Source organism: Acetoanaerobium noterae, from assembly GCF_900168025.1.
Classification (GTDB): Bacteria; Bacillota; Clostridia; order Peptostreptococcales; family Filifactoraceae; genus Acetoanaerobium; species Acetoanaerobium noterae.
Map to the genome: position 1 here is coordinate 37,480 of NZ_FUYN01000002.1, position 25,402 is coordinate 62,881.

Genomic DNA, 25,402 nt, shown 5'->3' on the forward strand with positions numbered 1-25,402 from the left:
GTAGGTATTTTGATATCTGGGTTATAAATTTATTATATAATTTATATACATACTAACTTAATAAAACACATAAAAAAAGAGAGGATATCCTCTCTTTAAAAAAACCACCAGATTGGTGGTTTTTTTATTGCTAAACAGCAAATTTACAATGATTATAGACTGTAATAATCCTCAGAGGTCTTTATAGTGGATTTATTTTTATTTATATCTTTCTACAAAGTCTTTTAAATCTCTGATGGTATTGTTAATTTCTTCAATACTCGCTAAAACTTCTTCAGTTGTAGCAGCTTGTTCTTGGCTTATTGCGCCAACAGTATCGATGCTTTCACTGATTTGATATACACTTTTGTCCATATCACCCAAAATGCTTTCTATTTTTTTTACAGCATCCTGAGATTGTACAGCGAGCTTTCTAACTTCATTGGCAACAACTGCAAATCCCTTACCTTGTTCGCCAGTTCTAGCTGCTTCTATGGCAGCGTTTAAGCCTAAAAGATTGGTTTGATTAGCTATTGCTTTTATCAAATCTAAGATGTTTAGAGTATCCTTTTGTTTAATAGTAAGCTCATTAACTCGTACAACTGATGTTTGACCAGACTCAGCTAAGTTTTCTGAAGAGCTTGCTAACTGGGTCATACTTTCTGCTACCTGCTGGGTAACTTCAGCCAAATCAATTACGTTTTTCACTAATTTGTTATTATCTTCAAAGTCTATTCCCGAACTAAGTGTACCTATAATTTCATTTTTTGTTCCATAAATAGGAGTGAAGATGGTTTTTATTGCCCTGCCATAAACGTGAGCAGGAACGTCATCAAATGTATCCGTTCTTTTTCTGATGCATTCTTCTATAGTAGAGATGCCTCTGATTGGCTTTCCCTCTGGAAGATCAAGCTCGAATTCGTCAGCACGATAGTAGCCTATATATTCTTGTAGATTTGTAAGTCCTACAGCCATATCGTCGTGAACTATTCTGTTTAAATAAGGTAGTACTAGCTTAAACGCTGCTAAAATTTCTTCATTTGTTTTAAAAATATCTGTATTTACCATCAAATATCATCCCCTTGCCCAAGTATAAGATAATTTGCCCTAATATTAACTACCCTTATAATGTACACTTTAGTGATAGGAACATTATACAATTTTATTACCCAATTAAAAACAATTAATTAAGTACTTATTATATTTAAATAAAAAAATAAATTATCCATATTTGGTTTGATTATAACGTGTAGTAAAATATAGACAATTGCATACATAAAAAGCCATCCTTAAATATGGATGGCTAGAAATTATAAATTATATTTTATTTTACAGCTACTAATGCCATTTCTCTTATAACCTTGCATGCTACGGCTGTAGACATACCGCTTTGGTCGTAGTGAGGAGACAGCTCTACTGCATCCATGCCTACGATGTTATTAAGTCTTGAAAACTCTTTAAAAGCTCCTATAAGCTCTAAGAAGCTTATTCCGCCTGGCTCTATAGTTCCAGTGCCAGGAAAGATTGAAGGGTCTAATACGTCCAAATCTATAGTTATATAAACAGGCTTGTCTTTTAATTCATCAATCACTTCTTTTAAGCCATCTAATGAAAATGGATGCATATCCACGTGGTCTTTTGCCCAAGTAAATTCTTCCTTAGTTCCAGAGCGAATTCCAAACTGATGAATTCTTCCATCGCCTAAAAAATCATGGCAACGTCTGAGTACTGTAGCATGAGAAAGCTTTTGGCCCATGTAATCCTCTCTTAAATCAGCATGTGCGTCTAAGTGGATGATATGAAGGTCATTGTACTTTTCATATACGCTTTGTACGCTTCCTAGGGTTACTAAATGCTCTCCGCCTATCATAAAAGGAATCTTACCTGCATTTAATATAGCCTTAGAATGCTCTTTTATCATATCGATGATTCTTTGAGGATTTCCAAAAGGGAAATCTAAATCTCCAGAGTCAAACAGCATATAATCTTCTAAATCTTTGTTTAAGTAGGGGCTGTAAGTTTCTAGTCCAAAGGAGTCGTTTCTCATGATGTTAGGAGCAAAACGAGTACCAGGTCTAAAAGATGTAGTACCGTCAAAAGGAGCCCCAAATAATACTATCTGAGACTCTTCAAATTCATTATCAAAACCTATAAAGGTGAAAATATTCTTATTCATTGTCTAGCATCTCCTGTACATAAGATGGAAGAGCAAAGCATCCTACATGAAGCTGAGGATTGTAGTATTTAGTCTTGATGCCAAGAGCGTTCCATTTATCAAAATCAACATCCTTAATAGGATCTAGCTTTTTAGATGCAAATCCAAATAACCAGTGTCCTGATGGATATGTAGGCATATGGAACTGATATACTTTTGAAATAGGGAAGATGTTTTTAATCTTTTTGTGAGCGCGCTTCATTTCATGAGAAAATTGGTCATAATATGGGCTTTCACTTTGATTTACAAGTATTCCGTTATCTGAAAGTATATTAAAGCAATTTTGATAAAATTCAGTAGTAAATAAACCTTCTCCAGGCCCTATAGGGTCAGTGGAATCAACTAAAATAAGGTCGTATATTTCTTTAGTATCAGCTACAAAGCGAATACCATCTTCAAAATAAAGATTTACTCTAGGGTCATCTAGCTTAGATGCAGTAATAGGAAGATACTCCCTAGAAACATCTACAACTAGCTTATCTATTTCTACCATATCTATTTTTTCTATATGAGAATATCTAGTAAGCTCTCTAACTGTACCACCATCGCCACCACCTATAACAAGAACCTTCTTGATATTAGGATTTGTAGCCATAGCAACATGTGTAATCATATCATGATAGATGAATTCGTCTTTTTCAGTTACCATCATAAGACCATCTAGAGTAAGAAACTTGCCAAATTCTTCACTTTCAAATACATCTACATCTTGAAATTCACTTTTTCCTGTATATAAATGCTGCTTTACTTTAATAGAAAAGCGCACCTCATCTGTTTGTTGCTCTGTGTACCATAACTCCATAATAAACCTCCTAAGATGCTATCTCTGAATCTGTTTGAGGCTTGAAATGAACCTCACCTAAATCTTCTTTAGCAAAAGCTTTGATTTTATCAACTGGTCCTCTAGGTACTTCGCTAGTTTCCCATTTCTCAGCTTTTAAAGAATCACTTAAGTATTCAAAGCCAATCCAAGGATTTACACTATCTCCGCAAGTAAATAGGTCTACAGCGGCATATCCAAATTCAGGCCAAGTATGAATAGTAAGGTGAGACTCCTGAATAATAACAGCACCACTTACGCCCCATGGATTGAACGTATGAAACGCACTTTGCACGATAGTTGCCTTAGAGCGAATAGCTGCTTCGTTCATATGTTTTTCGATTTCTGAATGGTTATTTAACACCTCTTTATCACAGTTATAAAATTCAACAAGAATATGTCTTCCTAGTTGTTCAATTTTCACACGTATCACTCCTTTATTTACAGAATAGTTTTGGTTTAATAGCAAAATTATAGTACGTATATTTTGCAGTATAATTAGTTTCATTTTGGTAAACTTAATATTTATCTATGGGGTGGTTTCGTATAGATAAACCTTAAGTTGAATTAAAATGTGGTTTACTAAAAGTAAACTTTAAGTTTATTAATACTAAAACAAAATACAGCATTTTTGACTGCTTGTCAACACCTAAATCAAAAATAAAACAAAAAATTTACATATTAATTTATCAGAAAATTATAAAAATGAAGATGTTGCAATTCTAGGGAATTTTAAGAAATTGTCTTATAATTTTTAAACTAAATTGTCTAACTTTTATATAGATATTATGAAAACGTTTTATATAAATCCTGCCTATATATTTCGATGTAAAAATAGTGCTAAAAAATCAACATTTTATCAAAAATTGAAGGATAAATCTGAAATTTATTTGAAAAAAATCAAAAAAATAAAACTGCCAAAATTTAATTTTGACAGTTTTGTATAAAATTTATATATGAAATTAATGTCTTTAAACTAACTTTGAATTAACATTTTATAGTAAAGCTTAATCTCAAATAGCTATTGAAGATACGTTGTTATGTTTTAGTACCTTGATAAATTCGCCAGAAGGGTCGTGATTATCAGTAAGTACGCTTTTTTGAGTTTTAAGCACTTCGATATAATCGATTATTTCTTTTGTTATTCTCTCGCCAGGACTTAGTACTGGAATACCTGGAGGGTAAGCCATGATGTATTCTCCTGCTATTTCTCCTACAGAATCAGCTAGAGGAAGAATTTTCTTTTGCATATAAAACGCATCTCTAGGGATGATTACAACCTCAGGATTCTTTAGAGGCTTAACTTGACAGTCAAATTCAGGCTTTTTATATTTTACGCTTATATCCTTTAGTGCAGATACTAAAGCACAAAGGGCTTCTTTTGTATCTCCAAGGCTTATGATAGCAAGCACATTGTTGATATCGCCTAGCTCCATTTGGATATTATATTCGTCTCTTAATATATCATATACCTCGAAGCCTGTAAGTCCTATACCAGTTACATTGATGCTGAGCTTTGTTTCATCAAAAGCATAAACACCATGAGCATCAATTAGTTCTGTAGAAAAAGCATAAAGGCCTTCTATCTCATTTATTTCAGCTCTTGCGCTTCTAGAAAGCTTTAGAGTATCTGTAAGCATCTTTTCTCCTCTTGTAGCTAGGATTTTTCTAGCTCCATCAAGACTAGCCATAAGTAGATAGGATGCACTTGTGCTTGTTGTGAGGTTAAGTATTGTTTTTACTCTGTCCTTGTCTATGATGTCTCCTTTCAAAAGAAGAGCCGAGCTTTGAGTAAGAGAGCCTCCTGTTTTATGAAGACTTACTGCTGACATATCTGCTCCAGCTTCCATAGCGGACATAGGTAGTTCATCATGAAAATGAAGATGTGCTCCATGAGCTTCATCTACAAGTACTGCCATGTCATGTTTATGACATAGCTCAGTTATTTCTTTTAGCGCCGAAGCGGCTCCGTAGTAGGTAGGATTTATAAGAAAGACAGCTTTTGCATCAGGATGAAGAGCTATAGCTTCCTTTATTTTTTCAACAGTTACTCCCATTGCTATACCAAGACGAGTATTCATCTCAGGCTGAACATATACAGGGGTAATGCCTCCTAATATAAGAGCGTTTATTGCAGATTTGTGAGCATTTCTAGGTAAGATTACCTTATCTCCTGCTTGGCAGGCACTCATAATCATAGCTTGTACGCCAGAAGAAGTACCGTTTGTAAGGAAAAAAGCATGGTCAGCGTCGTAGGCATCTGCCATAAGCTGCTGAGCTTCTTTTATTACACCTACTGGATTACCTATGTTATCTAGGCATTTCATAGAGTTGACATCTATCCTCATGACTTTTTCACCGAAGAAGTCCACCAACTCCTTGGTTCCTCGCCCGTGCTTGTGGCCGGGCACGTCAAAAGGCACAACGTCTCTTTGATCATACTGCATCATCGCTTCGATAAGTGGCAGTATTTCATGGTTTTGTTTCATAGTATCACTCCTTTATTTTGAAATAAAAAAAGTAATACTGCAAAAATGTACTATGGTTTCAATTCTATCAAAAAAATTTGAAATGTAAAGTAAAATATTATTTATTTATGTAAAACATTTTATTGATTTATAATTTTCGAAATTTACAGTAAAATACTCATTAAAGACATAAAGGAGGAAACTACATGGAAAATACAGCTTATCCAAATCTACAGATCGATTTACAAAAGCTATATAATAATGCAAAAAATCTAGTGAGCTTTGCAAATGCTAATGGTATAAATATCACTGGAGTAGTAAAGGGAAGTGATTCCTCTAAAGAGGTAGCCAAAGAGTTTATAAAAGCAGGATGTATGGGAATAGCTGATTCAAGAATAGAAAAGCTAGCAAAATTAAAAGAAGAGGGTATAAAGGAAGATATGATGCTCCTTAGAGTACCTATGCTTTGCGAAGTAGAGCAGGTAGTAAGATACTCGGAAATAAGCCTAAACTCAGAAATAGTAGTTTTAGAAGCACTTAATATAGAAGCAAACAATCAAAATAAAATTCACAAAGTAATTTTAATGGCTGATTTAGGAGATTTAAGAGAGGGTTATTTTGATGAAGAAGAGCTAATAAAAACAGCTCTGCATATAGAAACAAAGCTAGATAGCCTTCATTTATATGGAGTAGGAACTAATCTTGGTTGTTTTGGAGCGATTTGCCCTGATGAATCGAATCTAGGAAAATTAGCTCAGATAAGTGAAAAGATTTCTGTACTAATAAGAAGAAAGCTAGAAATAGTATCAGGAGGAGCTACAACTTCATTGCCACTACTATTTGATTCTAAGATGCCAAAAGGGATAAATCATCTTAGAGTAGGAGAGGCTATGCTTTTAGCTAGAGATTTAATAGATTTATGGGGTTATTCTATGGAAGACTATCACACAGATACTTTTGTCCTTGAGGCACAGGTGATAGAGGTAAAGGAGAAGCCATCACATCCTATAGGCAGGATATTTGTAGATGCTTTTGGAAATACACCAGAGTATGAAGATAAGGGAATGAGAAAAAGAGCTCTTATAGCTCTAGGAAAAAAAGATATAGGACATCACGACAGCCTGATTCCTAAATTAAAAGGAATAACAGTAGAAGGAAGCAGTAGTGACCACGTAATTTTAGATGTAACTGATGCAGCGGAGGAAATTAAGGTAGGAGATATAATAGAGTTTGAACTTTATTATCAGGCTATGCTTTATCTTACAGCTTCGACTTCGGTTAAAAAAATATATAGAGGATAAATAAAAGAAGACGCTTTACTCAGCGTCTTCTTTACTTATATTTTAAATTCGTTTTTAAATCTAAATACTTTAATTTTTTTATAGGTTACTTACTTTACTTTTAAATAAAGCTTTAATCCATAAATCTAATTCAATATATCAATAATCAAATAAACTAAATCTTTAATTTATAGATAAACACCTTTTTCAAGGGTGGTTAGAAATTAATAATTTAATCTAAAGACTAGGTTTAAATCTGAATCTCACTTATCGTTTTTGGTGGAATCATACGCCCTTCACTCCTTCTACTAAATAAGTAAATAAGCATTGCCACTAAATCTTTTCATATAGTATGAGTTATTTTGGTGGAATCAGCTCCTTTTATATTGAACTTATAGTATATATACCACGAGTAAATTTTATTAAACAAAATATTTAGATTTTTTTAAATTTAAAGAAAAATATAATTTATGCCTTGAAAAGCATTTTAAAAACCTCAAGTATAATATATACTCTAATTGAGAATACATTATGTTATATTTGGGTAAACAATAACCTATAAGATTAACAATAGTATATTTATATAAAATGGGGGCAATTATGGAGACACAATCGACGAAAAAGAAAATAACCTTTAAAAAAATAACTATTACAATAATTTTTATGGTGATTATTGCAGTTCTTTTATCATTTGGAAAGCTACTTGATTTTTGGACAGATTTCTTGTGGTTCAAAGAAGTAGGCTATACCTCTACTTATATTAAACAGGTATTTGCAAAGCTTTATATAGGAATACCTTTTTTTGTTGCGTTTACAGTATTTATTTATATATATCTTCAGCGCATAAAGAGCAATTACTATAAATATATGAATATACTTACGACAAAAGATGAAGAAAAGACTTTAAATCAAACTATGGGAGTAGTAGCTGTTCTGACTGCACTATTTTTTTCGTTTGGAATTGCAGGCTCTTTTTGGATGCAGATACTAAAATTCATTAATTCCACTTCCTTTAATATAAAGGATCCTATTTTTGTTAAGGATATTGGTTTTTATGTATTTACTCTTCCTCTAGTCACTGAAATTTTCACTTTTTTACTTGGATTTATTATATTTTTAATGCTTATAACTATAGTTATTTATATAGTGCTTATTTCCATAAGACAGCCTATGGACAAGGAAGAATTGGGTAGTAAAATTAGAAGACTAAGGACAGAAAATAGCTTTGTAAGCCTCCAAAAAAGAGTAATGGAGTTAGCTCTAGATCAAATAATGCTAATCGGAGTAGTATTTTTTGCAATAATAGCTCTTAGAAGCTATTTAGCTTCATTTGCACTTTTATATTCAGAAACTGGAGCTATATATGGAGCTGGATTTACAGATATCAATGTAACTCTAGGCGTATATAGAATTCAAATGGTAGTAAGCATTGTATCAGCAATAGCTCTTATACTAGCTAGATATAAAAGAAATAAGAAATTAGCTGCATTTGGCCCTATAGCCCTTGTTGCTGTCTACCTGCTAGGAATAGGAGCTGAGATGGCTGTCCAAGCAGTAATAGTATCACCTAATGAATTGGCAAGAGAGAGAAAATATATAACAAACAGCTTAGAATACACTAAGATGGCCTATGGGCTTGATGACATAGATGTAGAAGAATTTTCGGTAGATCAAGATTTAACTTATGATGACCTGCTTGATAATCAAGATACTATAAGTAATATAAGCTTAAACGATTATAGACCTACAAATGAAGCATACAACCAGCTACAAGGTCTTAGAAATTACTATAAATTTCACGATGTGGACATAGATAGGTATATAATCGATGGAAAGCTTACTCAGATGTTTCTATCTGTTAGGGAGCTAGATAAAGAGGCTCTTGACGACAATGCTAAAACCTGGGTAAACCAGCATCTTAAATATACTCATGGCTATGGCCTTACTATGTCTCCAGTAAACAAAGTAACTTCATCTGGACAGCCTAGCATGGTAGTAAGAAATGTTCCACCAGTTTCAGATTATAAAGAGTTAGAGGTTACTGTACCACAAATTTATTTCGGAGAGCTTACAAATGATTATGTAGTAGTAAATACAGATGAGCAAGAATTTGACTATCCAATGGGAGAAGAGCTTCAAACAACTAAATATCAAGGAACAGCTGGTATTAAACTCAACTTCTTGAATAAGGTGCTATATTCAATCAGAGAAGGAAGCTTTAAGCTTTTAGTTTCAGGTGGAGTAAATTCTGATAGCAAGATTATAATAAATAGAAATATTATGGATAGAGTAAATAAAATAGCTCCATTTTTGAGTTATGATGAGGATCCATATGCAGTAGTTGTAAATGGAAAGATTTATTACATTATAGATGGATATACGACTACAAAATATTTTCCTTATGCAGAGCCTTTTAATGAAAATGCAAATTATATAAGAAATTCCTTCAAGGTTATAGTAGATGCTTATAATGGAGATGTAAACTACTATATAGTAGATGAAAAAGATCCTTTAGTAGAGACCTATTCGAAGATTTTTCCTAAGCTATTTAAGCCTATGTCAGATATGCCAAAAGAATTCATATCACATTTGAGATATCCTCAGACTATGTTTGATATTCAAGCAAAAATGTATGGAACCTACCATACAAATCAGCCTGATATATTCTATAATCGTGAAGACAAATGGGAAATCGCTAAACAGAACTATCAAGGAAAGACTCAAGTAATGGAATCGCTTTACTTTACTTTTGAGCTTCCAGGTGAAGGCAAGCCTGAATTTGTTCTGAGCATACCATATACACCTACAGGAAAACAAAATATGACAGCATTTTTAGTAGCTAGAAATGATGGAGATAATTATGGCAAGCTGAAGCTCTATGAGTTTCCAAAATCCAAGACTATAATTGGACCAGAGCAGGTGGAAGCTAGAATAAGCAACAATGATGTTATATCTAGAGATCTTGCCCTATGGGATAGCAGGGGATCTCAAGTTCTAAGAGGCAATATACTAACAATACCTATAAACAGCTCTATTTTGTATATTGAGCCACTTTACATCAGAGCTGATTCTGAAAAAGCTATACCTGAGGTTAGAAGGATAATAGCATCTTACAATGATAAAGTAGTGATGGAAGATACACTCGAAAAAGCACTTACAAGCTTGTTTGGAGGCCCGTCAGATCCAAACGAGCAAATAGAGTCATCTGTAAGTGATGAACCTACTGATATAGAGCAGATGCCATCAGATAGCCCTCTACCAGAGGATGAGGCTGGACTTATAAAGCAGGCAAATGAACTATATGAGCAAGCTCAAGAGGCTTTGAAAGCAGGAAGCTTAAGTGAGTACGAAAAGAAAATCAACGAGCTTGGAAATATTCTTAAGCGTTTGGAGCAGTAAAAGGAGTGACACTAGATGATTAATTATTTCAATCTGGCAGCTGTAACAGAGAAAGTCACAGAGGCTGTCACAGATGAAGTACAAACAGCAGTAGAAGAAAGCTTTAATTTAATGAAAACCCTAAAGGAGCTATTCTTGGCTTATGGGATGGACATAATAATAGGGATAATGATATTTTTAGTTGGACTTTATATTGCTAGGTACGTAAGGAATTTGTCTAAGCGTATCATGAGAAAATCAAATGTAGATCCATCTGCTATAGGATTTATATCGCAGATACTTTATTTTCTACTTCTGATAATAGTTGCTATAGCGGCTCTTGGAAGGATAGGAGTTCCTACGAATTCATTTGTAGCGGCAATAGGAGCACTAGGACTTGCTATTGGATTAGCTCTTCAAAATAATCTTTCTAACTTTGCATCAGGGATATTAATCCTTATATTTAAACCCTTTAAAGTAGGAGATTTTATTGAGGCAGCTGGAGTGTCTGGAAGCGTAAATGAAATCCAAATTATGAATACCATTTTATACTCGGTAGACAACAGAAAAATAATAATTCCTAACTCAAAGCTAACATCTGAAAATGTAGTTAACTTTTCTTCTGCTATAGATAGGAAAATTCAGCTTATGATAGAGGTTGATTACAATTCAGACTATAAAAAAGCTATTGAGCTAATAAAAGCTATATTCAAAGAGGATCCAGATATTTACGATGAACCAGAACCTACAGTAGCGCTTCGAGAATTTGGAGAGAGCGGGATAAAGATATTCGCACTGCCTAGTGTAAAAAACGAGAACTACTGGAATGCATACTATAGAATAATGCAAAGGATAAAGGACGATTTTGATGCTAATGGTATTCAAATTCCATATCCTCACAGAATGCTTTACATGAAGCATTTAGATTCAGATAAAAATTAAAATATCTCAAGTGAGCTCACCTTAATGAAATCAAAGATTTATGGTAGGTGTCTAGTAGCTTGATATATTGAAAGTAAATTAGCAGATTGGATTTTTATTAAAAGTTCAATCTGTTTTTTTATGATTGTGATATAAAAATATAAATTGTAATAAATGCAATTTAATTTTAAATATTGGATTATCTTGAAAATAAATTTAGAATAATAATAAAAAAATAATGAATTTTGGAATTTATATTAGAAAATATACAGATTTTATACTATAATCATAAATATAGCTGTTTTTTAGCTATATTAGTGGGTAAATGTGAATTAGAGGTCGTCTGACCAAAATAACTTTATCAGGAGGTAATATCATGGCAGAAAAATCATTAAAAGGTACAAGAACTCTTGGAAATCTTATCAAAGCATTTGCTGGAGAGTCTCAAGCTAGAGGCAGATACAATATGTTTGCAGAAGTAGCTGAAAGAGAAGGCTTCATGAGAATCGCAGAGGTTTTTAACGAGACAGCTGACAACGAGCGTATTCATGCAAAGATATTTTATGATCATGCAGTAGCAGGCTTAGAGGGAGAAGAGTTTCCAGTAGCACTTCACGTAGATGCGGATTATCCTGTAGTTATGGGAAATACATACACTAACCTAGTAGCAGCAGCTATGGGTGAAAACGAAGAGTGGACTGAGCTTTATCCAGAGTTTGCAAGAATAGCTGATGAAGAAGGTTTCCCAAAGGTAGCAGCTTCATTTAGAATGATAGTAGATATCGAAAAAGACCACGAAGAAAGATATCGTACACTTGCAGAGCATGTAAAAGCTGAAAATGTATTCAAAAGAGAAGACAAAGAGCTTTGGAAATGTATGTGCTGTGGATATATATTCGATGGTTCAGCAGCTCCAGCTATGTGTCCTGTCTGTAAACAGCCTAAGGCATTCTTTAAACTTCACTGCGAAAGATTCTAAATATAAATTTAATTTTATTTTTGCAATTGAAATAGCTTGATATAAGTGATATAATTTTTAGCAATACAAAATCATATGTATAGGCTATGATGAAAAGTAGTAAAAAGTCCAAGTTCTACAGAGAGTGAGTGGTAGGTGAAAACTCACGTACTAAGCTTTTGAATCCGTTTCTGAGCTTTATCTTTGAAGGCGCTAGCTCTAGAAGATAACGTCTACCTACGTTACAGGTTCAAGTGGTCTTTGTAGACAATTTGGGTGGCACCGCGGAAGTATAAGCTTTCGTCCCTTTTTAGGGACGGGAGCTTTTTTGATTTCACAAAATTTGATAATAACATCCGTATTATTATTTTGTAATATGGGTAGTTAGTAAATACTGAGTTATTATCTAAATGAAATATTAATTTTAGTGAGGGGGATTTACATGTTAGATATTAAAAGAATCAAAAGAGATTTAGAAGAAATCAAACCTTTAATGGCAAAAAGAGGAGAAAAAGATTTTAGCTTCGAAGAGGTAATAGAGCTTGATGACAAGCGTATAGAGCTACTTCAAGAGGTTGAAGCCCTAAAAAATGAGCAAAATGTAGACTCTAAGCTTATTCCTCAGTATAAAAAAGAAGGAAAAAATACAGATGAGCTTATGGCTAGATTAAAAGAGCTATCAGAGCAAATCAAAAATCTAGACGATAAAGTAAAAGAAGTAGAAGAGGATTTGTTCCAAAAGCTTCTTAGAATACCAAACGTGCCACATCCAGATGTACCAACTGGAGATACTGACGAAGATAACTTAGAAGTAAGAAAATGGGGAGAGCCAACTGCATTTGATTTTGACGCAAAAGCACACTGGGATATAGGAACAGAGCTTAATATTCTAGATTTTGAAGCAGCTGGAAAAATCACTGGCTCTAGATTTACATTGTACAAAGATTTAGGAGCTAGATTAGAGCGTTCATTAATCAACTTTTTCCTAAATACACATACAGCTGAGCATGGCTACACAGAGGTACTTCCTCCTTTTATTGCTAACCGTACTAGCTTTATAGGAACGGGTCAGCTTCCTAAATTTGAAGAAGATATGTTTAAGCTAGAGGGCTTTGAATATTTCCTAGTGCCTACAGCAGAGGTTCCGGTTACTAATATTCACCAAAACGAAATCATGAATGGCGATGATTTAACTACAAAATACTGCGCATATACACCTTGCTTTAGAGCAGAGGCTGGATCTGCTGGAAGAGATACTAGAGGACTTATCCGTCAGCATCAGTTTAACAAAGTAGAGCTAGTTAAATTTACAAAGCCAGAGGATTCTTACAAAGAGCTAGAAACCCTTACTGCAGATGCAGAAAAAGTGCTTCAGCTACTAGGACTTCCATATAGAGTAGTTCGTATATGCTCAGGTGATTTAGGCTTTACTGCAGCATACAAATATGACCTAGAGGTATGGATGCCTAGCTACAACAGATATGTAGAGATTTCTTCTTGTTCTAACTTTGAAGATTTCCAAGCTAGAAGAGCAAACATTAGATTCAAAAGAGACAAGGCATCTAAGCCAGAGTTTGTTCATACTCTTAATGGCTCTGGAGTAGCTATAGGACGTGCTCTTGCCGCTATACTTGAAAACTATCAGCAAGCTGATGGAACTGTAGTAGTGCCAGAGGTACTTCGCCCATACATGGGAACAGATAAAATAATAAAAAAATAATATAACTTTATGTAATTTGTATTTTTAGGGTCTTCATTTGCAAGGAGGAACGCTATGAGCTTAAATGGCATCATGATGCAGTATTTTGAATGGTATTTAGAAGATGATGGCAAGCTATGGAATAAACTTAAAGACGATGCAAATCATCTTAAGGAACTAGGCATAACAGCTATTTGGATACCTCCTTGCATGAAGGCTACAGCTACAAATGATACGGGATACGGAATATATGACCTTTACGACCTTGGAGAGTTTGATCAAAAAGGCAGTATCAGAACGAAATATGGAACTAAAGAAGAGCTTTTAGAGGCCATAAATGTGCTACACGATAACAATATAAAAGTGTATGCAGATATAGTGTTAAATCACAAAGCTTCAGCTGATGAGACTCAGAGGTTCATGGCTGTAGAAGTCGACCCTATGGATAGAAATAAAGAAGTATCCGAGCCTTATGAAATTCAAGGCTGGACGAAGTTTAACTTTGAAGGCAGAAACAATAAATATTCTGATTTCAAATGGTCATGGGAGCATTTTAATGGAACTGATTATAATCAAGAAACAGAGAAATCTGCAATATATCTTATACTAGGTGAAAATAAAGACTGGGCACAGGATGTAGCTGAGGAATTTGGTAACTATGATTATTTGATGTTTACAAACATAGACTACAAGCATCCAGACGTATACAACCATACTCTAGATTGGATTAACTGGTTTATAAAAGAAACTAAAGTCGATGGCATAAGACTAGATGCAATAAAGCATATAAATGACTGGTTTATAAAAGACTTGGTTTTAAAAACTAGAGCAGATTTTGGTGAAGAATTCTATGCTGTTGGAGAATATTGGTCAGTTGAAATGCCAACTATAGAAAGCTATTTGAGCGAAGTGGATTACCAGCTAGATGTCTTTGATGTACCACTTCATTTTAAATTTCATGCAGCATCTTATGATGCGAGCAACTTTGATATGGGACAGCTTTTTAATGACACTATAGTGAGCAAATATCCACTAAATGCTGTGACTTTTGTAGAAAACCATGATTCGCAGCCTAATCAATCTCTAGAATCCTATGTAAAACAATGGTTTAAACCACTTGCCTATGCAGCTATACTGCTTAGAAAAGATGGATATCCGTGCATATTTTATGGAGATTATTATGGAACCCTTGGAGATAATCAAATTAAGCCTATGGCAGATATACTAGATAAGCTCATGGGACTAAGACAAAATCATGCATATGGAAGGCAAGATGATTATCTAGATCACAAGCACGTTATAGGATGGGTGAGACTAGGAGATAAAGAGCACCCTAAAGGATGCGCAGTTATCATGACCAGTACAGAAGCTGGGGAAAAAACCATGAATGTAGGAGAAATGCATAAAGGGGAAATTTGGATTGATGCCCTAGGTCATACAGATGCTGAGGTAGAAATCGACGAAAAAGGTAACGGAATTTTTTTAGTAAATGACGGCTCGGTAAGTGTTTATATCTGTAGAGATTAAAAGCAGTGAAGCTTATATATAAATTACTATGCAATAAAAAACTCTACTAAATTAGAGCTATACAGATTCCTAAATACTACTTTATAGATTTTGGGTTAAAAATAGGCTAGTCTTAAATCGACATGCCTATTTTTTTGGGGTTTTTATAAGCTCTTTAGAAGGATTTTCTGATTTTTCAACCTCAAGTTTGTGGTCTAAAAGCTTTTCACCATGCTCTGACAAAAGCATAGGCTTCCATTTGAGCATACACCTATCTGGATAAAGCATCTCTAGCTTATTATATCCCCTTATTTCCTTCATTTTTTCTCCTCCTTATTTAAGCTGCTAGCTCCTTTATGACCACCTACATAACCAGAGCGGTGCAAAAATGTACTGCCATGAGAAAGATTATAAGCTCTAAATACTGAAGTCTTTCCATATTTTTCTCTTATCTCATCTATAATATTATCTATTTTATTTGTTTTTTCTGACTGTATAGAGCCAAATAAATCCAACTGATAAGCTTCAGCAGGTTTTACCTCTTCACAAGAAACGTTGATTTGTCTTACTAGCTCTCCACGCCAGTTCTCTTCGAATATAGCATCGAAATAAAGTGCTATCTCTGAGGTGTGATTAGTAGCTCTAGGAAGTTTTTTGGTTTTTTTAAATCCAAAGCTAGTCTCATGCTTGGAGAAGCTGATATAAAGACTCACAGCCTCGCAAGTCATATCGTATTTTCTAAGCCTAATGCACACTTGCTCTACCATCTCTCTAAGGACGGCCATAATCTCTGCTTTAGAATCATAATCTCTCATTAGCATCTGCCCCTTGCTGTAGCTGTGGTGCTTGGATTCTACTTTTTCTGATATTCTGCTGTAATCCACACCCCAGCTGTGATAGTAAAGCTGAAGGCCCATGATTCCAAGATAACTCTTTAAAAAAAGTGGATTACTATGAGCTAGTTCATACACAGATTTTATTCCTAAATCATTTAGTTTCTTTTCATAGCCGTAAGAAATTCCCCACATATCAGTTAGCTTTGGAATCCTCCATACAGTGCGAGGCACATCCTCATAAGACCAGTAAGCAATTTGAGATTTATTATTCTTGGCTTCATTATCAAGAGCAAGCTTGGCAAGCAGAGGATTGTCTCCTATTCCAACAGACACTACTAATTTAAGCTCATCCCATATAGTTTTTTGGATTTTTCTTGCAATTTCTAGAGGCTCTCCAAATAATTTCCTAGTTGCAGAAATATCCAAAAAAGCTTCATCAATGCTGTATACTAGTAAATCCTCATCAGCTACAAACCTTCTGAAAATATCGCAGATTCTGCGATTTATTTCAAGATAAAGACTCATAGAAGGCTCTACTATCATTAGCTTTGGATCTTCTGGGATTTGAAACTTTCTGGAGCCAGTTTTAATGCCAAATTCCTTCTTTACTTTAGGAGAAGAAGCAAGAACTACTGCGCCAGGTCTTTCGAAATCAGAAATAACTATAATATAAGCATCTAAAGGATGAATCTTTCGCCGTACTGCTTCTACAGATGCAAAAAAAGACTTAACATCAATGCATAGCACATCTCTTCTAGGTAGCTTTGAATAATCTATACCTTCGCCCATATAAATCACTCCCTCATATTCATTTTAAAACAAGAACATACGTTCTGTAAAGCGTCAATAAATATAGATAAATATTTAACAATAAATTCTAAGTTTATTTAATAGTAGTGAGTTATGTTTTAAAACTCTATTTAAATTATGTATTTCATTAATTCTAGACAATTTGCAATAAATGCAATATTCCGCTAATTTTAAACATACAAAAAATAAAGAATAAATTCATTAGATTAAATATTTCGAGTATAACGATTTGAGTAAAATTTTGCATTATATTGTTGCAAAAATAACATACTAGTTTTATAATTAATCCGTATAAAAAATATTATATGCCACACTAATGTTTTTTATATTACAAATATTTAAAATTTAAAAAATTCTAAACATTACGAAAGGAATGAAGAAATTGAGTACAGATAACTCTAAAAAGTTAACACTGGTATCATTAATACTTATGATTTTTACTTCAGTGTTCGGATTTGCGAACATGCCTAGATCGTTTTTCCTTATGGGATACGGTGCTATTCCTTGGTACATAATCTCTGCAATCACATTCTTTATACCATTTGCTTTTATGATGGCGGAATACGGAGCAGCTTTCAAAAATGAAAAAGGTGGCATTTATTCATGGATGGAAAAATCTGTAGGACCTAAATACGCTTTCGTAGGAACATTTATGTGGTATGCTTCATACATAATTTGGATGGTAAACGTAGGCTCTGGAATATGGGTAGTATTCTCAAATGCTATCTTCGGAACTGATACTACATCTACATGGTCATTATTTGGACTTTCATCAACACAAACCTTAGGAATTCTTGGAATCCTATGGGTATTTATGGTTACTTTTGTATCTACAAAAGGACTTGATAAAATCAAAAAGATTACATCAGTAGGTGGAATCGCAGTAACATTCTTAAACGTAGTACTTATTATAGGAGCAATAGCTGTATTTATAGGAAATGGTGGACAATTAGCTCAGCCTATAACTGGAGTAGAGTCATTTATTTCATCTCCTAATGCAGCTTACCAATCACCTATAGCAATACTTGCTTTTCTAGTATTTGCAATCTTTGCTTTTGGAGGAACTGAAGTAGTTGGAGGGCTGGTTGACCAGACTGAAAATGCAGAGGTTACTTTCCCTAAAGGCTTAACAATAGCAGCAATAGTAATTTCTATAGGATATGCACTTGGAATCCTGCTTTGCGGAGTATTCGTAAACTGGACAAACGTACTATCTTCTGAAAACGTACATATGGGTAATGCCGCTTATGTAATAATGAACAACTTAGGATATCAATTAGGACAAGCATTTGGTGCTACTGAAGCAGTATCTGTTTCTATGGGTAACTGGATGGCTAGATACGTAGGAGCATCTATGGTATTAGCACTTATGGGTGCATATTTCACACTTACATACGCTCCACTAAAGCAGCTAATCGAAGGAACGCCAAAGGAATTATGGCCAGGAAGAATGTCCGAAGTAGAAGACGGAATGCCAAAAGCAGCTATGTGGTTACAATGCACAGCAGTATCTGTAATGTTATTTTTAGTATCATTTGGTGGAGATGCAATGTCTGCATTCTTTACAAAGCTAGTACTAATGACAAACGTTGCGATGACTCTTCCATATATGTTCATAGCTGGAGCTTTCATCAGCTTCAAAGCTAAAAAAGAAATCGAAAAGCCATTTGTTATATACAAAACTCAATCAAGTGCAAAGTTAGCTAGTATAATAGTTGTATTTACAGTTGGATTTGCAAACTTCTTTACAATAATAGACCCAGCTCTAAAAGGAGACCTAAGCTCTACTATTTGGAGTATAGCTGGACCAGCATTCTTTACAGTAGTAGCATTAGTAATGTACTCTAGCTATGAAAAGAAAATGGGCAAAGAATCAAACAAAAAAGTAGCATAGTAATTAAGAGTAAAAGATTTACTAGTAATATAAAAGCTATATTACTTAAAACCCAATAAATTAACTAACTCACAATAAAAAGCCTGATAAAACATTAAATTTGTTTTATCAGGCTTTTTTTAGCTTAATAACTATGATACTTTAGAGAACAAAACGATATAATTATGTCCATAATGAATAGCGCATTTAGGACAGGTGGTATAAAATGCCATCATGTCATGTGAACTATAGCCCCTACTCTTTAATAATTCTTCAAATTCATTCATCCATTTTGGTAGCTCTTTAAAAGCTCCATCATAAACCTTTGCGTAATAGTTTCCCTTAAGAGATAAGCTCTCATAGCCAGGAACATCTGAAGCTACTAAAAAATAATGGTCGGATTTCCAACTTGAAATGTCCTTTGAAAGTATGAGATATTGCTCGGTTGTTTCTGCTTTTGCGCCTTGAATAGCTCCAAAGGTTTTTGTCATAACACTACCCATAGTTATAGGCATATGCATAAAGCTTTTTGTCGATGCTTTGATGAATTTAAGCTCGTCAAAATTAAAAATTTTCTCGTCCCAGTTTTCTGGATGAAACTTAGGACAGCATCCGGTCTCGTTATCAGAGTAATCGATAATAGGTAATGAGTTATTAATTTCCACAAAATCGCCCCCTAAAAAAATAAAAACTTGCTATTATTAATTATACCCAGATTCTGGATTGTAATAATTCAATGAAGAAAATATGTTAGAATCAAAGAATAATAAGTATGAATTATGAGGTGAATATGATAAATATTATAAAAATACATGGAATCTCAGACTGCTATCCAGAATTAATTGAAGGAACTTCACAGTGGTATTATTGCCAAGAAAGCAAAAAAACATTTTGCGACTTGTATGAAGCTGAAGAAATAGTAAAATTAGGACATAACTTTGAAGGTATGAATTGTCATTTGATACATTATCCAGAAGGCACTGTGCATAGTCCATTTGAAATGAAATCCAATGTATATATAGAAAAACCAATATGGAATAATGGGAAGTTTAATTTTTTAGTAGTTAACTTTAATTTAAAAGTAATACAAATATATAGCTATGAACCAGAATACATAAGGCTTAGTGTCATGCAAGAATTACCTCTATCAATAACTCCTGATTGCTACAACCTTATGCTTAAAGGTTATCCTTTAATGCTGTGCAGAGATGCTAACGATGGAATTTATGAAATAATATGGCCAGAAAGTAAAAAAATAGTAATAGGAAAAACTGAATCGTTGATAGTTCGTGATGGAAATGATTTATATTTTTCTCGGTGGTATGAGGATCCAGAGTATCATGAGAGTGTGATAGTAAGAGATGTAAATACAGGCGCGATTAATGAGGAATTTGATGGATATTTGCGAGTATTACCAAATGGAATATATTGGAGGATATAATAAATAGAAATTATAGGGGGATAAAATATATGAAACTCGGAGAAATCAGAAATCAAAGCGGTTTTCTTTCTAACAATACCGTGATGAAATATAATAAAAAAGATTCTATAAAAGAAGGCTTGCAGAATCAAATTATAAATATTCAAAAGCAGATATATTCAGTATCTGAAAATAAATCTTTATCGATAGAACAGAAAAAACAAATGCAAAAAGATTTGAAAGAGCAATTGAATGAGCTTAACAAACAAATCATACAAAGAGATTTAGAAATTAGAAAAGAGCAAGAAGAAAAACGTGAAGAAAATATTAAAGAGCAGCTTAAAGATAAAAATTACATTGATGATGAGCAACAAGAAATGACAAATTTGTTTAGTATAACAAGCTCTCTTAATCAAGTGAAATTTCAAACCTCTGCAAGTGTAAAAATTAAGGGAAATGCTCGTGTATTAGAAAGTGAAATCAAAGCAGATGAAGGTAGAGGGCTAGATGTTTCAGAAAAAAGAAAGAAGCTTTCTGAAATGAAAGATAAAATAAGAGGGATTAATAAAAAAATTATAAAAACAATGAATGAAGTTAATAAAGAAATTAAAAAATCTTCGAAGAAAGAACCTTTAAAAAATGTAGAACAGAGTTCTAATGAAAATGAAGAAAAAAGAGGGAATAATGAAATACAGTATGAATCTAGAGACAACTAAAATAGATTATAATGTAGTCTATTCAAAAAGAAAAACCTTAGAAATCAGTATTAAGGCACCAGGTATCATAACAGTAAGAGCGCCTATTTATATATCGGAAGAACAAATAGAAAAAAGTGTGAGAAATAAAAGCAAGTGGATAATAGAAAAACTAGCAATTCTTAGCAAACTAGACATAACTCCTATAAAAAAAGAATATGTAGAGGGAGAGACATTTATGTATAGGGGAGAAAATTATCTGCTTAGAGTAGTGATAGATGAAAAACTAAAAAAGCCTGAAGTAAAGCTATATGAAGATAAATTAATCATAACTATGCATAGGCATGATGAGGAAACAATAAAAGATGCCATTTGGTCATGGTATAAAAACGAAGCGAAGATGACCATAGCTGATAGAGTGGAATACTATAGCAGATACTTCAATCTAAAACCAAATAATATCAAAATAAAAGCTCAAAAAACTAGGTGGGGAAGCTGTACCTATAAAAATGATTTGGCTTTTAACTACAAACTAATAATGGCACCACCTCATGTCCTTGATTATGTGGTTATTCATGAGATGTGCCATATGGAACATAAAGACCACTCTAAAAACTTTTGGAACAGAGTGTCTTCAATTATGCCAGATTATAAAGATAAAAGAAAGTGGTTAAAAGAACATGGTATGAAGCTCTGTTGTTAATTTAACTCTAAAACTTAGTTTTATAGCTATTACAACTGGATTAATATTGAGGAAGCCTTAAAGATTAGAAGATTTTTTATTTATTGGGAGAGGTTTGAGATATGAAAACATTTGAGGATAAGTCACGTGAAAGTTATAATCAAAAAGCGGATAACTATGATGAAACTCCTGAAGGTATATTCACATTGAAATTCAAAAAACTTTTATTAGAAGAGATGATCGTAGATACAAATAGCAAAATTTTAGATGTTGCTTGTGGAAATGCTACATTTCTTAAAATGTTATCAAACAATCACAGTATGAAAGGTTATGGTATAGATATTTCAGAAAAGATGATTGAAAATGCTAAGAAAAGCTGTCCGGATATGATATTTGAAGTAAGTAGTTGCGAACATACCTCTTTTGATAATGAAATGTTTGATATAGTAACAGTTTGTGCCGCCTACCATCACTTTCCTGACCCAAAATCGTTTGCTAAAGAAATGAGGCGAATATTAAAACCAAAAGGTGTAGTCTATATAGCTGATATATACTATCCATTAATTATCCGTGCAATTTTAAATCCATTTGTACCACTATCAAAAGCAGGAGATGTCAAATTTTATTCTCCAAAAGAAATTAAGCGAAATTTTGAAGAATGTGGTTTTGAAATTTTCAAATTCAAAATAGATGGGCATATTCAAATTAATGCGTTTCGGAGAGCGTAAATATAAGAGATGTCTTAGATGTTAGATTATTTTCAACATAGGAACGAGGAAGTCAGACTTTTCAAATCCAAGTCTAGAATAAAATTTTTGATGTTTTTCTTCATTTGTTGTAGATAAACTTATCTTTTCTGCACCCTGCTTCTTTACTAAAGATTCTAGCTCTTGTAATAATTTTGTTCCTAATCCTTTATTTTGATATTCTTTGAATACTAGTATCTCTTCTAAATAGTAAATAAGAAGGTCGTCATATTGTTTGAAACACCCAATAGCAAATCCAAGTAATTCAGACTTGTCATACAGTCCAACACCGTAAAAAGATGGAGTTAAAAAATTTTGCTCAAGTCTTATTTTAGCTATATTATATGTCCATCTTCCTCCTTCATCATTGTAGTAAATTATATACTTATTTATTAATGTATCTAAATCTTGTAATTTTAATTCATTAATTTCATATTCCATAAAAATCTCCTTGTCTAAAACCTTTACTTCGCACTTTCATGCCTATTGTAACTTGATAATTGTGTAAAATTATTAATAATCTGTATAGCTTCATTATAATTAAATATTCAAGAAATATCAATTTGGCTTGAGAGTTTTAATGGTTAATATAATAATATTAATAGGATTGAGATTTTGTAATATAATATTAGTGTAAGGATATTGATAAAGATCAGATTTAAATAAAAAATAAATCTATAGGATGTTGAATAAATATGGAAAAGTTAAAGCAAATAATTGATGGTGGAGAGAGTATAACAGTTGAATTCAAGCAGAGTAAAGGAAAATTGAATAAAGATGTTTTTGAAACAGTTTGTGCATTCCTAAATCGCAATGGAGGCCATTTGTTCTTAGGAGTCAGAGATGATGGAGAAATTATAGGAATAAAAGATGAAGAAATAGAAAAAATAAAAAAAGAATTTGTTACATCTCTAAATAACTCAAATAAGATTAGTCCTACAGCTTATATATCAATAACAGGAGTTGAAATAAAAGGGAAAAATGTTCTTTATGCCTATATTCCAGAGAGTTCACAAGTTCATAAATGTAGTGGAAAAATTTATGATCGTAACGAAGATGGAGATTTTAACATATCAGAAAATACAACACTATTATCAAATATGTATATAAGAAAACAGTCTACTTATATTGAAAATAAAATTTTTCCATATGCAAAGCTAGAAGATTTAAGAACGGATTTGATTAGTAGAATAAGGCAGATGGCTTCAAATCAGAGAGATAATCACCCATGGATATCTATGGATGATATAAACTTACTTAAGAGTGCTGGACTATATCTACTAGATCCACAAACAGGTACGGAGGGTATTACATTAGCTGGTATTTTGTTATTTGGAAAAGATGAATTGATTAGAGCAGCACTACCACATCATAGAACAGATGCAATCTTAAGAAAAGTAGATATAGATCGCTATGATGATAGAGACGATATAAGAACCAACTTAATAGAAAGTAGAGATAGGCTCATGGCCTTTATATCAAAGCATTTAAATGACAAATTTTATTTAGAAGGAGATATAAGGATTAGCTTAAGAAACAAAATCTTTAGAGAAGCAGTATCTAATATGCTGATTCATAGAGAATTTTCAAATCCATATCCAGCAAAAATTATCATTGAAAAGCATAGAGTTTATATAGAGAATGCTACGAAATCTAGAATTATAGGTGAAATTGATCCGTTCAATTTTTCCCCATATCCTAAAAATCCTGTTTTAGCTAAGTTTTTTAGTGAAATCGGATGGGCAGAGGAATTGGGCTCAGGGATTAGAAATATATTCAGGTACACTAAGATATATTCTGGAGCAGATCCTAAATTTATAGAAGATGATGTTTTTAAAACAATAATACCTTTAGATGAACAAGCTACCCCCCAAGCTACCCCCCAAGCTACCCCCCAAGCTAAAATTGAGGATGATAGAACCCATGATATTCTTGAGTTTTGTCGTAGTCCAAAAAGCAGAAAAGAAATACAAGATTATTTGGGAATTAAAGATAGAAGGCATTTTTCTAAAAATATATTAAGTCCTTTGTTAAGAGGTGGGCTTTTGAAATTAAGTATTCCAAGCAAACCAACTAGTCCAAATCAAAAATATTACTCAGAAGTGAATTAAGAAAAATATTTACTAGCTTAAATTAAAGTGATATCATAGTAAAGTAGTATTTTAGCTACAAAGTGCACCCATAGCTCAGTTGGATAGAGCTGCAGTTTCCTAAACTGTGAGTCGGAGGTTCAAGTCCTCTTGGGTGCACCATTTCAAGGCTTTCAGAACTATGAACTATTGAAAATATAAATTTTAACCCTTTTTTAGCACATTTAAAAAACTAATACCGATAATTAGACTGTCTAAATATTACTTTAGGCAGTTTTTTGCGTTAAATGCCTATTTTTCTTTTGCCTTGGGTATATATAAAATAAGGGTGAAAGCTATGGGAGGTGCATTATGGACGAGTTTATGAAAGAAGCTATAAAAGAAGCGTTTGAGGGCATAGGATTAAGAGCTGGAGGACCTTTTGGGGCGGTTATAGTAAAAGATAATAAAGTAATTGCAAGAGGTCACAATAGAGTGATAGAAACCAATGACCCTACTGCACATGCAGAAATAGTAGCAATAAGAGAGGCGACTAAATTACTTGAAAGATTTGACCTTTCAGATTGTATACTTTATACTACCTGCGAGCCTTGTCCTATGTGCTACAGTGCAGCTCACTGGGCTAAGATTCCGCTTATATATTATGGAGCAACTCAAGATGATGCAAAGGATATAGGGTTTGATGATAGTTATATTTATGAGGTACTACAAAACAAGCATTCAAACGAAAAAATGAAAATATGTCAGATAGATAGAGAGCTGTGCTTAGGGCCATTTAGAAAATATGAAGAGGATGAAGAAAGAATTTTATACTAATCAAATAGTTTTCATAAGTCCTGTTAAAAATGACAGGGCTTATTTTTTTGCATAAATAAACTCTATACTTTAAATAGAAAAACTCAATTTGATATTGATAATACAACATGCTACGCTAAAAACGTGTATGCATAATGTATACATTTTGCGTATAGATATAAAAGGGGTGGAGATGTAAATGAATTTATATGAAACAAGGAGGTGAAAGAA

Annotated in this window: 22 protein-coding genes, 1 tRNA gene and 1 other annotated feature; of the genes, 14 read left to right on the forward strand and 9 right to left on the reverse strand. The window is 33.1% G+C overall.

Translation table 11 applies throughout. The annotated features are described in order from the left end of the window. Nucleotides 1-198 precede the first annotated feature (198 nt). From B5X47_RS14000 to B5X47_RS03800, 5 genes are all read right to left on the reverse strand, one after another. On the reverse strand, nucleotides 199-1,047 hold the full coding sequence (locus B5X47_RS14000; protein ID WP_079588886.1) for a methyl-accepting chemotaxis protein: 849 nt from the start codon (nucleotides 1,045-1,047) through the stop codon (nucleotides 199-201). A 256-nt stretch (nucleotides 1,048-1,303) separates the two neighbouring features. Further along, complete coding sequence (gene speB, locus B5X47_RS03785; RefSeq protein ID WP_079588887.1) at nucleotides 1,304-2,155, reverse strand: agmatinase; 852 nt, start codon at nucleotides 2,153-2,155, stop codon at nucleotides 1,304-1,306. Then, nucleotides 2,148-2,996 carry a polyamine aminopropyltransferase gene (gene speE, locus B5X47_RS03790; protein ID WP_079588888.1) on the reverse strand — a complete coding sequence of 283 codons (849 nt, stop codon included), beginning with the start codon at nucleotides 2,994-2,996 and terminating at the stop codon, nucleotides 2,148-2,150. Before speE ends, speB begins: the two co-directional genes overlap by 8 nt. 10 nt (nucleotides 2,997-3,006) lie before the next feature. Beyond that, nucleotides 3,007-3,438 carry an adenosylmethionine decarboxylase gene (gene speD / locus B5X47_RS03795; RefSeq protein WP_079588889.1) on the reverse strand — a complete coding sequence of 144 codons (432 nt, stop codon included), beginning with the start codon at nucleotides 3,436-3,438 and terminating at the stop codon, nucleotides 3,007-3,009. 589 nt (nucleotides 3,439-4,027) lie between these two features. Continuing rightward, nucleotides 4,028-5,503, reverse strand: a complete 1,476-nt coding sequence (locus B5X47_RS03800; protein ID WP_079588890.1) for an aminotransferase class I/II-fold pyridoxal phosphate-dependent enzyme — start codon at nucleotides 5,501-5,503, stop codon at nucleotides 4,028-4,030. A 185-nt stretch (nucleotides 5,504-5,688) separates the two neighbouring features. Between B5X47_RS03800 and B5X47_RS03805 the strand changes: the two genes are divergently transcribed. From B5X47_RS03805 to B5X47_RS03830, 6 genes are all read left to right on the forward strand, one after another. Next, entirely contained in the window at nucleotides 5,689-6,783 is a 1,095-nt protein-coding gene (locus tag B5X47_RS03805; protein ID WP_079588891.1) for an alanine racemase, read from the forward strand. A gap of 579 nt (nucleotides 6,784-7,362) precedes the next feature. Continuing rightward, on the forward strand, nucleotides 7,363-10,161 hold the full coding sequence (locus B5X47_RS03810; protein ID WP_079588892.1) for a UPF0182 family membrane protein: 2,799 nt from the start codon (nucleotides 7,363-7,365) through the stop codon (nucleotides 10,159-10,161). Nucleotides 10,162-10,176: 15 nt separating this feature from the next. Further along, the gene (locus B5X47_RS03815) at nucleotides 10,177-11,082 is read left to right on the forward strand and encodes a mechanosensitive ion channel family protein (protein WP_079588893.1); all 906 of its coding nucleotides are present in this window, start codon (nucleotides 10,177-10,179) and stop codon (nucleotides 11,080-11,082) included. 355 nt (nucleotides 11,083-11,437) lie between these two features. Beyond that, nucleotides 11,438-12,040, forward strand: a complete 603-nt coding sequence (gene rbr, locus B5X47_RS03820; protein ID WP_079588894.1) for a rubrerythrin — start codon at nucleotides 11,438-11,440, stop codon at nucleotides 12,038-12,040. Between the two features lie 77 nt (nucleotides 12,041-12,117). Continuing rightward, nucleotides 12,118-12,330 (forward strand) — a binding site (T-box leader). 131 nt (nucleotides 12,331-12,461) lie between these two features. Then, a complete protein-coding gene (serS, locus tag B5X47_RS03825; RefSeq protein ID WP_079588895.1) occupies nucleotides 12,462-13,739 on the forward strand; it encodes a serine--tRNA ligase in 1,278 nt (425 codons plus the stop codon). A gap of 54 nt (nucleotides 13,740-13,793) precedes the next feature. After that, entirely contained in the window at nucleotides 13,794-15,245 is a 1,452-nt protein-coding gene (locus B5X47_RS03830; protein WP_079588896.1) for an alpha-amylase, read from the forward strand. A 126-nt stretch (nucleotides 15,246-15,371) separates the two neighbouring features. Here B5X47_RS03830 and B5X47_RS13770 read toward each other — a convergent pair whose 3' ends face one another. Continuing rightward, on the reverse strand, nucleotides 15,372-15,545 hold the full coding sequence (locus B5X47_RS13770; RefSeq protein ID WP_159446389.1) for a hypothetical protein: 174 nt from the start codon (nucleotides 15,543-15,545) through the stop codon (nucleotides 15,372-15,374). Beyond that, nucleotides 15,542-16,849 (reverse strand): Y-family DNA polymerase, encoded by a 1,308-nt coding sequence (locus B5X47_RS03835; RefSeq protein ID WP_079588897.1) that lies wholly within the window; start codon nucleotides 16,847-16,849, stop codon nucleotides 15,542-15,544. Before B5X47_RS03835 ends, B5X47_RS13770 begins: the two co-directional genes overlap by 4 nt. A gap of 394 nt (nucleotides 16,850-17,243) precedes the next feature. On the opposite strand from B5X47_RS03835, the gene yjeM reads away from it, so the two are divergent. Continuing rightward, the gene (yjeM, locus tag B5X47_RS03840) at nucleotides 17,244-18,764 is read left to right on the forward strand and encodes a glutamate/gamma-aminobutyrate family transporter YjeM (protein WP_079588898.1); all 1,521 of its coding nucleotides are present in this window, start codon (nucleotides 17,244-17,246) and stop codon (nucleotides 18,762-18,764) included. 131 nt (nucleotides 18,765-18,895) lie between these two features. Here the strand turns inward: yjeM and B5X47_RS03845 are convergent, their stop codons facing one another. Beyond that, entirely contained in the window at nucleotides 18,896-19,408 is a 513-nt protein-coding gene (locus B5X47_RS03845) for a hydrolase (protein ID WP_079588899.1), read from the reverse strand. 125 nt (nucleotides 19,409-19,533) lie between these two features. Between B5X47_RS03845 and B5X47_RS03850 the strand changes: the two genes are divergently transcribed. The 4 genes from B5X47_RS03850 (at nucleotide 19,534) to B5X47_RS03865 (ending at nucleotide 22,268) form a co-directional block, all read left to right on the forward strand. Beyond that, complete coding sequence (locus B5X47_RS03850) at nucleotides 19,534-20,184, forward strand: hypothetical protein (RefSeq protein WP_242950996.1); 651 nt, start codon at nucleotides 19,534-19,536, stop codon at nucleotides 20,182-20,184. 29 nt (nucleotides 20,185-20,213) lie between these two features. Continuing rightward, a complete protein-coding gene (locus B5X47_RS03855; protein WP_079588901.1) occupies nucleotides 20,214-20,879 on the forward strand; it encodes a FlxA-like family protein in 666 nt (221 codons plus the stop codon). Next, entirely contained in the window at nucleotides 20,827-21,561 is a 735-nt protein-coding gene (locus B5X47_RS03860) for a M48 family metallopeptidase (protein WP_159446390.1), read from the forward strand. The genes B5X47_RS03855 and B5X47_RS03860 overlap by 53 nt, the downstream gene beginning before the upstream one ends. A gap of 101 nt (nucleotides 21,562-21,662) precedes the next feature. Further along, on the forward strand, nucleotides 21,663-22,268 hold the full coding sequence (locus tag B5X47_RS03865; protein WP_079588903.1) for a class I SAM-dependent methyltransferase: 606 nt from the start codon (nucleotides 21,663-21,665) through the stop codon (nucleotides 22,266-22,268). A 21-nt stretch (nucleotides 22,269-22,289) separates the two neighbouring features. On the opposite strand, the gene B5X47_RS03870 is transcribed toward B5X47_RS03865, so the two are convergent. Continuing rightward, the gene (locus B5X47_RS03870) at nucleotides 22,290-22,727 is read right to left on the reverse strand and encodes a GNAT family N-acetyltransferase (protein WP_079588904.1); all 438 of its coding nucleotides are present in this window, start codon (nucleotides 22,725-22,727) and stop codon (nucleotides 22,290-22,292) included. A gap of 254 nt (nucleotides 22,728-22,981) precedes the next feature. Between B5X47_RS03870 and B5X47_RS03875 the strand changes: the two genes are divergently transcribed. The 3 genes from B5X47_RS03875 (at nucleotide 22,982) to B5X47_RS03885 (ending at nucleotide 25,192) form a co-directional block, all read left to right on the forward strand. Next, nucleotides 22,982-24,397 (forward strand): RNA-binding domain-containing protein, encoded by a 1,416-nt coding sequence (locus B5X47_RS03875; protein ID WP_242950997.1) that lies wholly within the window; start codon nucleotides 22,982-22,984, stop codon nucleotides 24,395-24,397. A 64-nt stretch (nucleotides 24,398-24,461) separates the two neighbouring features. Next, nucleotides 24,462-24,538, forward strand: a tRNA-Arg gene (locus tag B5X47_RS03880). A 189-nt stretch (nucleotides 24,539-24,727) separates the two neighbouring features. Further along, entirely contained in the window at nucleotides 24,728-25,192 is a 465-nt protein-coding gene (locus tag B5X47_RS03885; RefSeq protein ID WP_079588906.1) for a nucleoside deaminase, read from the forward strand. Nucleotides 25,193-25,402 lie beyond the last annotated feature (210 nt).